The 13,694-nt window shown below is 48.8% G+C and carries 12 protein-coding genes; 2 read left to right on the top strand and 10 right to left on the bottom strand.

Annotation, left to right across the window (positions count from 1 at the left end; translation table 11 throughout):
• The 9 genes from L0156_14990 to L0156_14950 all read right to left on the bottom strand — a co-directional run.
• Positions 1–521: pyridoxal-phosphate dependent enzyme (locus L0156_14990; GenBank protein MCI0604302.1), on the bottom strand; the 521-nt coding region annotated here is incomplete at its 3' end.
• A gap of 59 nt (positions 522–580) precedes the next feature.
• On the bottom strand, positions 581–3,190 hold the full coding sequence (locus tag L0156_14985) for a protein kinase (protein MCI0604301.1): 2,610 nt from the start codon (positions 3,188–3,190) through the stop codon (positions 581–583).
• A gap of 72 nt (positions 3,191–3,262) precedes the next feature.
• On the bottom strand, positions 3,263–4,051 hold the full coding sequence (locus tag L0156_14980; GenBank protein ID MCI0604300.1) for a hypothetical protein: 789 nt from the start codon (positions 4,049–4,051) through the stop codon (positions 3,263–3,265).
• Entirely contained in the window at positions 3,997–4,584 is a 588-nt protein-coding gene (locus L0156_14975) for a hypothetical protein (protein ID MCI0604299.1), read from the bottom strand. Before L0156_14975 ends, L0156_14980 begins: the two co-directional genes overlap by 55 nt.
• Positions 4,585–4,599: 15 nt before the next feature.
• The gene (locus L0156_14970; protein MCI0604298.1) at positions 4,600–5,013 is read right to left on the bottom strand and encodes a hypothetical protein; all 414 of its coding nucleotides are present in this window, start codon (positions 5,011–5,013) and stop codon (positions 4,600–4,602) included.
• Between the two features lie 50 nt (positions 5,014–5,063).
• On the bottom strand, positions 5,064–6,794 hold the full coding sequence (locus L0156_14965) for a DUF6345 domain-containing protein (GenBank protein MCI0604297.1): 1,731 nt from the start codon (positions 6,792–6,794) through the stop codon (positions 5,064–5,066).
• A gap of 188 nt (positions 6,795–6,982) precedes the next feature.
• The gene (locus L0156_14960; GenBank protein MCI0604296.1) at positions 6,983–7,261 is read right to left on the bottom strand and encodes a hypothetical protein; all 279 of its coding nucleotides are present in this window, start codon (positions 7,259–7,261) and stop codon (positions 6,983–6,985) included.
• A 495-nt stretch (positions 7,262–7,756) separates the two neighbouring features.
• A complete protein-coding gene (locus L0156_14955) occupies positions 7,757–8,185 on the bottom strand; it encodes a hypothetical protein (protein ID MCI0604295.1) in 429 nt (142 codons plus the stop codon).
• A 239-nt stretch (positions 8,186–8,424) separates the two neighbouring features.
• Complete coding sequence (locus tag L0156_14950; protein ID MCI0604294.1) at positions 8,425–9,942, bottom strand: glycosyltransferase family 39 protein; 1,518 nt, start codon at positions 9,940–9,942, stop codon at positions 8,425–8,427.
• Positions 9,943–10,002: 60 nt separating this feature from the next.
• On the opposite strand from L0156_14950, the gene L0156_14945 reads away from it, so the two are divergent.
• Positions 10,003–10,278 carry a hypothetical protein gene (locus L0156_14945; protein MCI0604293.1) on the top strand — a complete coding sequence of 92 codons (276 nt, stop codon included), beginning with the start codon at positions 10,003–10,005 and terminating at the stop codon, positions 10,276–10,278.
• A 399-nt stretch (positions 10,279–10,677) separates the two neighbouring features.
• Here L0156_14945 and L0156_14940 read toward each other — a convergent pair whose 3' ends face one another.
• Positions 10,678–10,968, bottom strand: a complete 291-nt coding sequence (locus L0156_14940) for a hypothetical protein (GenBank protein ID MCI0604292.1) — start codon at positions 10,966–10,968, stop codon at positions 10,678–10,680.
• A gap of 388 nt (positions 10,969–11,356) precedes the next feature.
• On the opposite strand from L0156_14940, the gene L0156_14935 reads away from it, so the two are divergent.
• A complete protein-coding gene (locus L0156_14935) occupies positions 11,357–13,417 on the top strand; it encodes a hypothetical protein (protein ID MCI0604291.1) in 2,061 nt (686 codons plus the stop codon).
• Positions 13,418–13,694 lie beyond the last annotated feature (277 nt).

The following is a 13,694-nucleotide window of genomic DNA, read 5'->3' as shown; positions in this document are numbered from 1 at the left end:
ATTGCGTCGAACGGTTCCGGCCACCGGAGCAGTTCCACACCGATTGTGCCTGCTCCTTCAGAGATAGCGGGATCACGACCATCTTCCACTAACCGCGCGCCCGATTCGCGGGCAAAAACTTTTGACGCAGCGTGCGCGGCATCAAAATCGGAACCTTCCTGACGGATCTCTGCGCCCAATGCGCGCATCCTTTCAATCTTCACAGGATTCGCGTTCTTTGAAGCAAAAACTGTTATGGGAAGTCCGCGTTTGCGCGCAGAGTAGGCCAAACCCTGTCCAAAATTGCCTGCTGTCGCGCACACGAGATGAGGTTTTCCTTCTAACGTCGCAGTGAAATATTCTGTCCCGCGTCCTTTAAAAGAACGGATCGGATTGAGCGTTTCAACTTTTACCACAACTCGACAGCCCAACCGGTCACTCATCGATTCCGCCAAAAATTGCGGCGAGTTTAGAAAAACCGGATCGATCACAGTCATCGCCTCTGAGATTCGATCCAGCGAAAGACGATGTTGCTTTGTCATTTCGGTGTTGATCTTATCTGCACATGTTATACCTGATTGCGCGAACGGCCTATCAGCAATCAGTTTGTTGCGTATCGTTGGACGAGTTTTTGGAAGCGTGAAGACTGTTGGAGAGGTTTGAATTCGGGATCCAATTGCAGTAGTTTTACAGAGACAAATCCGGGTCTTGTAAGAAGATACTCCAGTATATTCATGGCCTCTTCATACCGGCCCGTCATCACGTAGATTTTCGCAAGATCCATACCGCGGAACGTCCCTCCTACGGAATCCTTCATCATAGGGACAACTTCAAAACCGCGTCTTCCCATTTCGATAGCTCGATCAGTGTATCCGAGTCCTGCATATACAAAACCAAGAGAACTCAACACTGTCGGGCTGTCGGCATTGGATTTATATTTTGACTCCACAATATTTTTCGCCAGCTTATAGTAACGGAGGGCATGCTCCGGACGGCTGGAAAGCCTGTATGCCGTTGCAAGAAGCTGCTCTTTCGGAGCGAAAGCATGCTGGTTATCGAACCCGCGGAGAACCCTGGACTCAAGAAAGGAGATCAGAGTTTCATAGTCTCGTGAGTAAAAATAGTGAACCGTCCAGAACCATTCAATACTGGTTGCGCTTGACGGAAGAGTTTCAAGCAATTTGCCGGCTCGTTCGGTGGTTCCATCCCAGAGATAATAATTCTCTATTCGGTTGAAATATGGATCTATCTGATCCGGAGAAAGGTTGATAGCCCGTTCATAATACTGGTCAGCTTCGTCATAACGCCTCAACATCGAAAGTGTATTCGCAATTTGATTGACAATGCGCAGATCTCTTGGGCTTAAAACCAACGCCTTTTGCAAAGTGTTTAGCGCCTCGTCACAGTTTCCCTGACGTCTCAAGATGTAGGCGATGCCTTCCAGCGCCGTCGTATCATTTGGGAGCGCCTTGCGAGCCAGCCCAAATTGATTCAATGCTCGGCCATAATCTTTCACGCACCAGTAGTAGTAATAGCCGAGAGCGAGGCGTGCCTCCGGTAGATCCGGATCAATTTCAAGGGCTCGATCCACGGCCTCTTTTGCTTTACGGGCATGATCGACTTCAGGCTGAAAACGAAAATGGTGCATCGTTGAATGAGCCCGGGAAAGACTCGCGCGTGCGGCCGCAAAATCCGGATCCAGTTCAACAGCCTGTCGGAACATATCGATTTGCTTCAGAACGCTTTCGAGAGAATAATCTTCTTTCCTCTCGTGACTCAATCCGCTCAAGTAAGCATCATAAGCTTCCGGTAATATGTTCTGCTGTGAAGACAGCAGCGTTGATTCAAACGGTGTCAGTGTAGCTTTCAGCTCGCGAGCAACTTCCCGGGCGAGTTCATTCTGAAGCTGTAGAATGTCCGGCATATCTTCTTCGTAAGTCTTTGACCAAATGTTGCGATCCGTATCCGCGTCGATAAGATTTGTCAGTAACCGGATTTTGCCGCCGGTTCTCCGAACGGAACCCTCAAGAAGTACATCTACGTCCAGTTCGCGACCGATCTGTTTTACGTTTTTGAGAACCCCCTTGTATTGCATGGCTGAAGTGCGTGAGATGACCCGGATGGTGCTGATCCGCGCTAAACGGGACGTAATTTCATCGGTCATCCCATCTGCAAAATACTCATCCTGCGGATCACCTGACATATTCTTCAACGGCAAGACCGCTACCGAATTGATTTTGGATGGGTTACGAAAGAAGGAAGAATTCAGATACGCGAGCAGCAGGGCGGCAAGGACCGTGAAGGAAGCAATCAAACTCATTGATTTCCATCTGCGTTGAACGACAGGAGGCTTCCCTGCAGGAAGAATCAATGGTGAGCTGGAAGTTTTTGTCAGGGCAGTTACGAGATGATGAGCGTCGTGCATTCTTTGATCCGGATCTTTTTGCAGGCAGGAACTAACAATTCGAATGGCTTGCGATGGTACACCATCATAAGCGGGATCTTCGTGAAGGATGGCCGAAATACTGTCTGCCACCGTTTCACGCAGGAACGGAGGATGTCCGACAATCATTTCGTAGAAAACAGAGCCGAATGAGAAAATATCGCTGCGCGAATCCATCGCCTTTCCACGAAGCTGTTCGGGAGACATGTAGGGAACAGTGCCGTTTATTCCTTCATCACGAATCGCCGAATCGGTTGAGGCCTTGCTCAAATCTTCACCGGAAAGCACCGGTTTCAATATAGCAAGTCCGAAATCGAGAATCTTGACTCGCGAGTCGCTTGTTAAAAAGACGTTGTCCGGTTTTAGATCGCGGTGAATGATGCCTTTCGAATGAGCAGCATGCAAACCTTCGGCAATGGCAGTGCCTATTTCCACAGCTTCTTCAAAAGAGAAGCGGCGCTCTTGAATGACCTGCTTAAGGTTCCTTCCTTCCAGCAATTCCATGACCACAAAGGCGATCCCTTCATGAGTATCGAAATCATGAATGCTGAGAATGTTGGGATGTGATAAAGCGGCGATCACCCTCGCTTCCCGTTCAAGGCGCTTTAACGCGACTCGATCTTCTGCAAGATTCTCCGGCAGGACTTTAATCGCGACGTCTCGCAGGAGCTGAAGATCTTTTGCGCGGTATACGACGCCCATGCCCCCGGCGCCTATGACCGCATCAAGTCTGTACTTGCCGAGCCTTGTTCCTGCTGTAAGTGACACAGTTATCTGCTTGCAAATAAATGTAACTCAAATCAACGAAAGCCTCAAATGAAGTTATAAGGCGGGCAAAACTCATTTTTGTGAAAGCGCAGCAAGGCTCTTTCTTCGTAATTCTTGACACACATTCTCTTTATCAACCGAGAAAGCAAGCCGTGCTCTGTCCGTTCGATTGTCCCAGGCAGTGCGATACATCCGGTAAAGTTCCGGATCGTAAACCGGATCCAGAAGCTCTTGCCAGAGAACTAGTCCGAGCTCTCCGACTTGTCCCATTTCTCCGGCAAAAAAAACATCGTTTTTAGAGCCAAACTCCATTGACCATCTGGGAAAGGGAACGCCCGCTGCCTCGATGATGTATCGAAAACGGCTCGTATTCGCAACGCAACACAATTCCTTGCGTTTAAAAATGAACGTCGAATCCGACAAGCCGATATTGTTGCCAAGCAAAGCAAGTACTTTGCGCTGTCTCTGTTCACGCTCGCGATGGCTGGCTTCGACGCTTGCGTTTACTTCCGTAGCGATCTCACTGTAGGACATGGAAAACCCGGAAGTAATTTCGCGGGGGATCAGTCGCGCCAGGACATTGGGATCATAGAAATCGTCACCACACTTTAGTGAAGCAAGAAGCGCGTAACGAAAGGGATACAACTTCGGGTTTGTCTTGATTTCTCGTGCGATGGCCTGACTGTTCAAAAGGGAGAGCAGAAAGGTGAACTGAAGATTCCCCCTTCCTGATGGGAAATAATCGTAGTAACGGTCAGGATCCGGATATTTCGTTGCATCTTCCAGATAAAGGTATCGTCCGACTTTTAAGAAAATCCGGTTAGAGAACTCGTCATAAGCTTTTCTTTCTGCACCAGGCATTCCGTCATCTCTGGATCCGTACACGCCCGGCCAGGCGGAATAGGTATCCCAATTGGGGCGTAATTCTGCCGGTGACACATCTTGCAGCGTTCCGGATTCGGCTCGGAAATCTGCGGTTTAACCGGTGTTTTGGAAGAGTGCGTCTCTGAGGAAAAAGTGATGCGTCGAAAGTTGAATCGTTTTTTCTCATCATCAAATTCTATTGTCTCCAGCGAATCATAACCTTCGAGGTCGGGACTACCCGCGAAAGCCAGGATCAATCTGGCATCAAGGCCAAACAGAATGACGCGCGGAAACATTCCGGTTGCTCCCTGCAGACTTCGGCTTGCATGAACCAGAACGTACCTGGAACGAAAGGCCGCTGGAAGCAGAGGCAGCAGTTCCTCTATGTGGTGGATTTTGCACTCTTCCAGTGCAGCTTCGATCTTATGAAACGTTAGTGGCGCCTCGATCGGCTTACAGGATTCTCCCGCTGCAGACACAAACGCATACATAAGGATGGCGCAAGCGAAAAACATCACTAGCGGTTTCATCGAAGAGTTGAACTACTATTTCTCCTTCTTTTTAGTCTGCATGTAAATGACGATGAAATTTTTCTCAGGATTGTCCTTGTAATAACAGTATTTAATGTAGGCCGACGTACCCTTAATCACGGTGTCCCATATTTCAATACGGGACTTCAGTTCTTTTAGACCGTTGTTATAACTCTTGACGTAATCCGGCAGGTCGACCTCATCGTGGCTGCCAAGTTCTATTTCATCGCCAAGATCGATTCCATCAATGTGACTGTCTGATGCGCATCCTGCGGCCATCGAAAGTACTTCGCGAGGCTTCTCTCCTTTCAATACTTGATTTGCCCAGTTTTCGTGAATGAAAGTTTTGGGGATGTGCTTCCCTAATTGCGCGTAAGCAGTGCACGCAAAAAACAGGACCGGGAACAAAGTGATGACTATCTTCTTCATGTGGTTTCCTCCTGGCGTCGCAAGTTTGTTGTTAAATACCTTCACTGAAATTATGTCGTAGTCCACATACCAATAATGACCGCTGGAGGTGTTGGGTCAGGAGCCACATCTCCCTTTAACCAGATGTGATCGAGAAGCGGACTCTCAGCGGCTGTTGAACCCGCTTTTTCCGCATAAAGTACTCCGGCCCAGATTTTTGGCCCGAACGGGCGCACATTTTTATTGCAAGCCGGTTGCGCTTCGCGTGCAGTACGAAACCATGCATCGATGACCGTGTCCTTTTGTTGGATCATGTATTCCGCGACTGTCGGACCTTCGATCCCGGCATCGAAAACTTCGGATGCATAGCCGAGTAGTTGATGCAGACCATCGAAAACGCCCCCCCAGCGTCTGAAAACCTCACCACGTGTACTCGAGTTCGGATCGAACAGGCCTGAATCCTCCAACGGTCCGCATGCGTTGATAATAATCCATTCAAGATCCTGTGCTCCCCAAATGTCGGGCTTCGGGTCTCCCGCCAACCCAACATTTCCGAAACTCATCCGGCTTGAGTCGGGGGTTCGAAGCTCCCATCGATCGTAGCTGGCGTGCCCCGCATAAAAAACAAAATCAGCAGCATCAACCCAGTCATCGTCGTTTAAATTCCAATCAGTCTCCCATGCCACAGGCTCACCCCAATCAAAATTTTCTTGCCATCCTCCGGCCACCATTGCATCACGAAATCCCATTGCATTCGTACCGGTCTTCACCGCCTTGCTATCCGTGATCCACGAGATTCCGACTTCCTGTGCTCCAGGCCTTGTATCGTCCCCTTCCGGATCTGTGGATCCAGGCCTCGGACGCGGTGGATCCGTCTTCGATCGTTGCCGTGCCTCTAAAGCCTGAAGCTTTGGACCAAAATCTGTGGCCGGTAAGATCACGATTTGCATGGGAGCATCTTCATTGTATTTCACCGCCGTATAGTGGTAGACATAAACCGGATATAGAAACTTTTGCTCTAAAGATGTCGGAGCAGAGTAATAAGCGAGATGGGACCGGAACTTTTTCAACTTGAGCCCGCCCATCAGTTTCCTAAATTCTTCATCGGCTACGGCTTTCTTGATGACCTTGCCCTGCTTCTCGAGTTTTTCGATCTTCCTCCAAACACCCTGGTAACTAATCAATTTGTCATCATCACCAAAAGTGAAGTTCAGTTCACCGCCTCCACCCACAACTGGGAGAACGAGTTGTTTATTCTCCGGGAAAGGCCTCACTCCGGTAGTGTACGTGACCTGTACGTCCAGCTGTTTCAGCTCTGTTAATCGGTTGCCCGCGGTGATAAATGAACTGGTTAAAGTCTTCCCCATGTTGCTAAAAAGCAGCTCTGAGTGTGGGCCAGAAGGAATCGATACGGTCTTAATTCGCTCAAGGAGGTTAGCGGCAAGTTGTTTTGCCTTTTGATCGGAAGGGAGGGTTGGCGTAAGGGCAGGTTTCCACAACTGCGATTTATCAGCATACCAGGCCCCACCGCTTTTTCTCGAAACTTCCACAACCCGGGTTCCTGATTGCATGCTTAATGCTCTTTCCCCTTGCGTAATAGGAACGGCAGGCTGGTTTGTGAGAATTTCCCATAGCCTTCCAAGCATCTGTGGATTGACAGCTACCGGTGATACTGCGAATACCGGTAGATTATCGCCAACTTCATCGGGAACATTGAGTTCTATGCATTCGTCATTTTGTGAATGGCAGGGAATGGCGACTGTAAACAGAATCAATGCAGCAACGCGATGAATTCGTAGCATCACCCCTCCAACAGGCTTTATACAGAAATCTTTACCCCTTCAAGTATGAGCCGAACGTTTTCAGGTGAAACTCTTGACTTCAGTATCTTATATTAAAGCGCTTTTTTCAATATTGAGAATCAAGATAAATTAACCGGATACTGCTGATCCTGGTCCCCCTGTACCGGCAGCCGAGCAGGTGGCAAAAGTTATTCAGGCGAAATCAGAGGAATCCGCTCACGTTTGTTTCTGCGGTAAATTCGAAAGTCGGTTAAGTCCACAGTGATTACGCTCTGCGCAGGATCCAGTTCACTCAACCGAATAACGCAAAGATCGGCAAGATCCGGCTGCCGGTCGCGATATCGATGCGCGAGCTCATGCAGGTGTGCGAGTTCCTTGCTAATGTTCAGAGCCGTCCGGATCAATCCCTCATTCATCATTGCAAGCACGAGCCATGTATTCTGAAGATGGAAAGCGGCCTCGGCCATTACGCTTCGCAAGTCAAAGAATCAGTAACTTGTTCGGCCAGCGCCAGGGCCCAGTCAAGATAGCGGTCTCTCCGGTTTGCGAACGCCACACCAGGAACCCGTATCTGCAATCCCTTTCAAGTGCGAGAGAACCCCTTGCGGCAGGAGAGATCCTGACTTCCGGAAACCTGACCGGCTAAACGCAAAAAGGAGCGCTTCTGTGATTTTCTTGTTTTCTCAAGCTCGGTCCGAATGATTTTCCTTTTATTTATTTTCGTTTTTCGTGACATCTCATTAGCCACTCATCATTTTCATTTGTAAATAGGAATTGTAATTGTACTGCTGCGGTTCGTTGCCTGTATACTGTTTTTACGAGTCCGTCTCCGGACGATAGAGTTTTGAGCGCGCATTTGAAATCAATCCGTTGCTTCGCAATGAAGGGGAGGAAAATTTTCAGAAAGCAAAAAAGCTTGCCGGCGAACCAGTCGCCGGCAAGCGATCATAGGATCAGCTTACTTACGGGATGTACCAAACCATCGCATACCATTGACCATCGCTCACGCTGGTTGCGTAGCCGCCAATATAGACTGAGCCGGTAGCGGTGTTTCTCCAGATGCCAAACGTGGCGCTGTTGGAGTATAGTCCCACCGGCAAAAGATTATGCAGATCGATGTTGTTGTTGGAATTGGTCAGGTCCCACATCATTGCGTGCCAATCATCCTGTGGAGTAGCTTGATAGGCGCCCGCTCCCAGATTGCGATGAGTTCCGTTTATGCCTGAAGTATAGACGCCCGGAGGATGAGCTTCTGTGAATGCGTTAGTCACAACATCCCAGAACGCAGCGTGCATGTTTCCCGCAAAGTCAACCGCCCAACCGACACCATATCTGCCGTACAGTCCGCGAATATTTGAACTCTGGTAGCCGGCCGGATGAACGGATGTCATCGTAGCTGGATCTCCGTTCTGCGCAAATAACAAAACGCGAAAACCAAAAGCACTTTTTTCATCTTGTAACTCCCTCCTAAAAGGGGTCTCTATTGCAACCGCGATGCCAGCCTAAACGGGGCATTTTTGGCAACCTTGTGATAGCTACGAGGAGCGTTTTTTGATGGTGTTGCCTCAGTTGCTAACTTTGTTGCCAGTTAATTGTTTTGCGGGACCTCTTAGAAAACACTAATCCTGCTTCAATCGTAGTGTTTCAGCTCCGGCCAGAGCGTAGCAAGCGGAATTTTGAGCTTTCGGCCGATGTAGATCGGGAGGTTGTTTTCGTACGGCATGCAGTAGCGGCAACGGTGTGTGGTTGCTAACTCCAGCGATTCGAAGACTTCCTGGTTATCTTCCAACTCACCACCGATAACAATGACAACATCAATCGGAGTGTCGCCGGGTCCCCAGAGCCAGTAGTTGTTGTGACCGCTGATCGCGCGTGGGAGTCCGTATTTTTTTCCAAGAAAAGAAACTGCGCCAGCTTGACCGTAGTTCTGACCAAAAACAACGCAACGCTTCTTTTCTTCCGGAGTCAGCGTTTCGTACGCTTTCGTAACTGAGCTCACCATCTCATCCCAACCGTGCATGTCAGCATAGTGCTGCGGCAATTCCGAGAGCTCCTTCTTTTCCGAAGTGGAGGGAACAACTCCCATCCATCGCGCATAACGGATGTATGTTTCCACGGGCAACACGGGAACGGAAAAGGGAACTCTCCAGAGGAAGCCGGCCAGCAGCAACAGAACACTGACCGGTTTGACCCAGTTCCAGTTGCGCTCGGAAATCCACGCCTCAATATAAACGGCGCCTGCTGCAAACAACATTGTGTATGCAGGCGCGAGATAGCCGGGGCGGCTCTTCTTTCCTGCGATCAACAACAGGAATGTGAAGACGTAAATCCATCCAAGAGTCCGGAATTGCCGGCCGCGTGTGGAGAAGAAGTAAATCAAACCACCGATCCAGATCGGGAACGTGAAATAGTTCATGGAACGGAATTGTTGCAGCGCAAATCGCAATGGTGGATTCTCAGCCATCTTTTGGGACGTTGCGTTGCGAATGAATTCGAGAGTCGGCCAATCGTGTTGAACCTGCCACAGGATATGAGGAAGGAATAGCAAAACAGCAATCAAGCCGGCCAGCCATGGACCTTTGGTCAACAGGAGACGTCTGTGCTGGGTCAGGATCAGGCCGGCCACGAATCCTGCACTGAACCAGAGCATGCTGATTTTGTTCAGCAGTCCCAGTCCGATCAGAAGTCCCAGGATCAGCCAGTGCCGTAGTTTCTGTTCCTGTAGAACGTAAGTAATAGTAAGAGCGGAGGCGGTCCAGAACAGCAGATCGAAGCTGTTCATGGAAAAGAAAGCGTTGTTTCCCAGATAACTTCCTGCAACAAACGCTGCGAACGCCGCAAGCATCTGCGCGTATGTATTACCACCCAGGCGACGCGCGATCAAGCCGGTCAAGAAAACGGTGATGGCGCCGGTCAGAGCAGGCAAGAACCGGAGCGCGAGCAGTGAATCTCCCAAAAACCAACGGTTCAATCGGAGGAGAAAAATGGAAAAGGGAGGCTGATCCACGTAACCCCACGCGAGATGTTCGCTGCACGCGATGTAATAAAACTCGTCGCGGAAATATCCGTATCCCTGGTGGGTAATCAGATGGAACAATAGCTTTGCTGTGGCCAGCAACAGCAGCAAATAGATTGAGCGCTCGCGCATCTTGATTTCTAGACTCGTCTCATTCGTAAAAGGTTGTTCGTCAGTGCTACAGTATGAATGATGCAGATCGAAAAAGAAGAGGATGTGGCGCTAAAAGCGATTCTGGAAGGGACCGCGCACGAATATCTGCCTGAAAAGAATCATTTTCGCGCGATCGCCTTCTGGCTGAACGGCCAGATGCGCAGAAACTACGAAATGGAAATTGAAGGATCTCCTTGCGAAATCGTTGTCCGGTCCGCCGGCGAGAATTATTTTATCTGCCCTTCTTCTTGCTCGTTAAAAATCTCAGATCATCGCGATCTTTATCACGCCCGGTCGCTTCTTTGTTTCGGATAAGGGCATCCAAGCCGATGAAGTATATCGGGACACGTTGACCAGAAACCTCAATAGATTCCTCTATGTGCGAATCCCATGCTTCCTGAAACGTGATCCCATTGATCTTATTAATGAAATCAATTCGGTTGGGCGGGCGTCCATATTGTAAAACCAATCCAGCTTGCATGAATTCTGAAGCCGCTTTGATCTCGGGGACATTACCACCCCAGAATTCTTTGAGCGATTCAAACAGGCGGCTGGCATTTTCATGGGATATTTCGTAGAAAATATCTACATCGCCTGTAAGGCGAGCGTATCCATGATAGATTACAGCCTCACCACCGACAATCAGATACCGAACTTGAAAACGATTCAGAAGCGATAACAGTTCAAGAACATCGGGAGAAAAGTGGTGGGAATTCACGAATTGTTACGATGGCTTTCCCGCACATCGGGGGGATTGCTTCCATAGACTCGTATCCGAAGTTCTCTTGCGATCGCCTGTCGTTCTTCTGGAGTCATTCGAATCTGCTGTTCAATATCCCATAACTCGGCCTCTTCATAATTAAATGATTTATGGGAGATGACATCGGTTCGAGGTTTTTCTTCATTCATAGCAATCCGGCCCTTCTTTATTTTACCGCAATCAACTGCGTAAAAATCAGCAATCTGAATGTCTGAGGGGCCTTTGTCACCTTTTGAAATGGTCATGCTTGAGTTTAGAAATGAAACGCGAATTCTAGAACATTGTCGGGATGAAGCGGCAAAACCACGGGACCAACCGGATAGCGATTGAAGCCGCTACTACCAGCGCGCAGATATTGACAGCAGGGGAATAGATCTAATAAGATAATTCCCCATTCGGAGAACCATATGAATCTCACGATCAACACAAGTCAGATGCGTCTGGTCGGAGTCTGTCTCCGCTCCTCTTAATCGGGCAGACCGAACCTCCTTTAGCTCACTAAAACTCATCGCAAAGAACGCTAGAAGCATGCGATGTGCGTTTTATGCGATGAGTAAATTGTTCGTTACCACCGCAATCCCGATTCGGGAGAGGTGTGTCTTCCGCTTTTCAGCGGCGTTACACAGACGGGAAATGAATTTGACCTGGGATGAGCTCACTCACTTTTTCGAGTTTGTGGAGGTGGAAGATTTTGCTGATAAGACGACTTTGCCACCATGGTCGAAGCGGTTGCCGCGTGACTTCCGGTTGTTCCTGCTTCCTCAATTGCAGAATGCTACACCCGCGCAAATCCATCAGTACATCCGTTATTTTTGGGCTTTTGATCTGAATCACAACCGTTCGCTGCTTGCCGGAATCAGCAGGATGGCTTGCTCACAGGATCATGCAAAGACCCTCTCCTGGTGCGACGTACTTCAATATCAGCAGCCGAACAGGCGAAGCGCTTTCGTCACACTTCTTGTGAATTCGGGTGTTTTCGATTCCTTCTCCGGCGATACCCATTCCGCTCTTTGGCAAAGCCTGCTTTCAATTGAAGGAAAAACAAACTATTCCCTTCGTCTCTGGGCTCTGCTGATCGCTGTCAAACGGAAGGTTAATACGGAATATATACTGGCCGGTTTGCAGGTCGTTTCTCCCTCATTCATGATGCGACCAATCTCATCATGCAGGGACTTTCCGATGCAATGCATCCGAAGGTTTGATGCATACGTCAAAAAAACAAAAGGTTATTATTCGTCGTTCGCGTATGAGCTCTGGCAGAACTGTGGAAGGCTGAAAGGATTTGGGGCCCTGCTCAAGTCACTCAAAAACCATCAAGCTTTGCGCCCTGAAGAATGTTTCGAATTTCTAGAGATCTTTTGCGACGCCGGCGCATCGGACTGGAAGCTGGTGCGAGAAAGCTCACTTGTGCTTTGGAAGAATCTGGTTGCGATACCGGGAGATCGAAGAATGAAATTCATTGAAAATGTACGCTCTCTAATCAGAACGTCTGAGTTGAAACAAGTTCCAGATATGGTCATTCTTCTTCAACGGCTTTCTGCCGATTCTCGATTTCTACAAATAAGCGATTGGTTCGCATCTGTTGCGGGTAGATTGGTGGATTATGCCAGTCCGCACAAAGCCGCTTTGGTTCATGCTCCTGTTCCGAGCTGGCTCAAATTTGATAAGGCGTACAATGACCATGCCTGGACGGTGGAAGATGGTCTGGAGCGGATGCTGAAAATCATTCCGCTTTTTACGTGTAAAGCCTTCTCCCATTTTCCGAATAAACTTTTCAGTGTCGCGGAGCTTTTGGGAGTTCTTCCTGATGGAATGGACAAAAGGATTTTGAATGAGTTTGCGCATCATCCTCTTTTTCTGGAGCGTTTCCGGAAGAAAACCGACACGCAAATCGTTCAGTACTTTGAGGCCAACAAGGGTTTCACGAATCCGGTTCCGCGAAAATTTCAGGAGTACGCAGGAACGCTTTCCTCCTCGCGCCGCAAAAGATATCGCAAAATCGTTTATCAGAATCTACATTTGACGCGGCTGGAGATTCTGGAGGAATGTATCGCTGCACATCTGCGTCGATGGCAACCGGTCCACATCAAGAACCAGAACGTTCTGCATTCGATTCTGATTCTTTCCGGAAAAGGAGCCAATAACCGCGCGGCAAAAAGATTTCTAAAAGCTTACTTGAGTGGAAAAGAGGACTACATACTGGAGCATCCACGCACGCTGGAGTGGTTGCGAAAACATCAGGATTTGAATCTTTCGTTGTGGATGTGCGGCCTTCAAGAGGAGTACCAAACCAGGACGTTCGGATCTCTACGGATTGAAGTCGAACAGGATCCGTTCGAAGCATGGAAACTCGGTACATATGTTCATAGCTGTCTCTCGCTAGGAAGAATGAATCAGCAGTATGCCTCGGCCGCAGTTCTTGACATCAATAAGCGCGTCCTGTATGCGCGAAACAGCAAGAGGCAAGTGATTGCGCGGCAGTTGATTGCCCTTTCTGAAGAGCGCACGCTGGTTTGTTTCTCGGTTTATCCGGTAAAAATTGATAGTGAAATCAAAAAGCTGTTTAGAAACTACGATCGTAAGTTTGCGGATGCTCTGGGAATTCCTATCCACAGTGCCAGGGACAAATACACAATCACAACAATTCTGGCAAGAACCTGGTACGACGACTCCGCCTGGGATTTTTCCAGATGAAACTTAGGGCAACTACCAACCTTCTCTTTTCCGTACAATTCCACAGCTTCTCGTATCACCTGGCCGACAGAAGTGTTTCGAATCTTCGCATACCGTTCCAGCATTTTCTTCGCTTCCGGATCCAGTAAAATTTGCAGTCTGGTTTTTCTCATGATGCCTTGTGTATGTGTATACACATACACAGACACATAGCATGGCAGCTTGTAACGACGGCTTCCAGCGGCACCGCAGGCTGGAAGCCGAGCTTGTTGAAAAATCAGTTGGAGCGCGGACTTCC

The organism is bacterium, assembly GCA_022616075.1.
Lineage (GTDB): Bacteria > Acidobacteriota > HRBIN11 > JAKEFK01 > JAKEFK01 > JAKEFK01.
The sequence above is the reverse complement of the archived record's forward strand: the minus strand, read 5'-3'. Positions and strand labels throughout refer to the sequence as shown.

Coding starts and splice junctions, on each gene's coding strand:
- L0156_14970 (MCI0604298.1), bottom strand. CDS start 5,013: ATGAAGAAGATAGTCATCACTTTGTTCCCGGTCCTGTTTTTTGCGTGC.
- L0156_14935 (MCI0604291.1), top strand. CDS start 11,357: ATGAATTTGACCTGGGATGAGCTCACTCACTTTTTCGAGTTTGTGGAG.
- L0156_14940 (MCI0604292.1), bottom strand. CDS start 10,968: ATGACCATTTCAAAAGGTGACAAAGGCCCCTCAGACATTCAGATTGCT.
- L0156_14965 (MCI0604297.1), bottom strand. CDS start 6,794: ATGCTACGAATTCATCGCGTTGCTGCATTGATTCTGTTTACAGTCGCC.
- L0156_14955 (MCI0604295.1), bottom strand. CDS start 8,185: ATGACATCCGTTCATCCGGCCGGCTACCAGAGTTCAAATATTCGCGGA.
- L0156_14980 (MCI0604300.1), bottom strand. CDS start 4,051: ATGCCTGGTGCAGAAAGAAAAGCTTATGACGAGTTCTCTAACCGGATT.
- L0156_14960 (MCI0604296.1), bottom strand. CDS start 7,261: ATGGCCGAGGCCGCTTTCCATCTTCAGAATACATGGCTCGTGCTTGCA.
- L0156_14945 (MCI0604293.1), top strand. CDS start 10,003: ATGCAGATCGAAAAAGAAGAGGATGTGGCGCTAAAAGCGATTCTGGAA.
- L0156_14975 (MCI0604299.1), bottom strand. CDS start 4,584: ATGAAACCGCTAGTGATGTTTTTCGCTTGCGCCATCCTTATGTATGCG.
- L0156_14950 (MCI0604294.1), bottom strand. CDS start 9,942: ATGCGCGAGCGCTCAATCTATTTGCTGCTGTTGCTGGCCACAGCAAAG.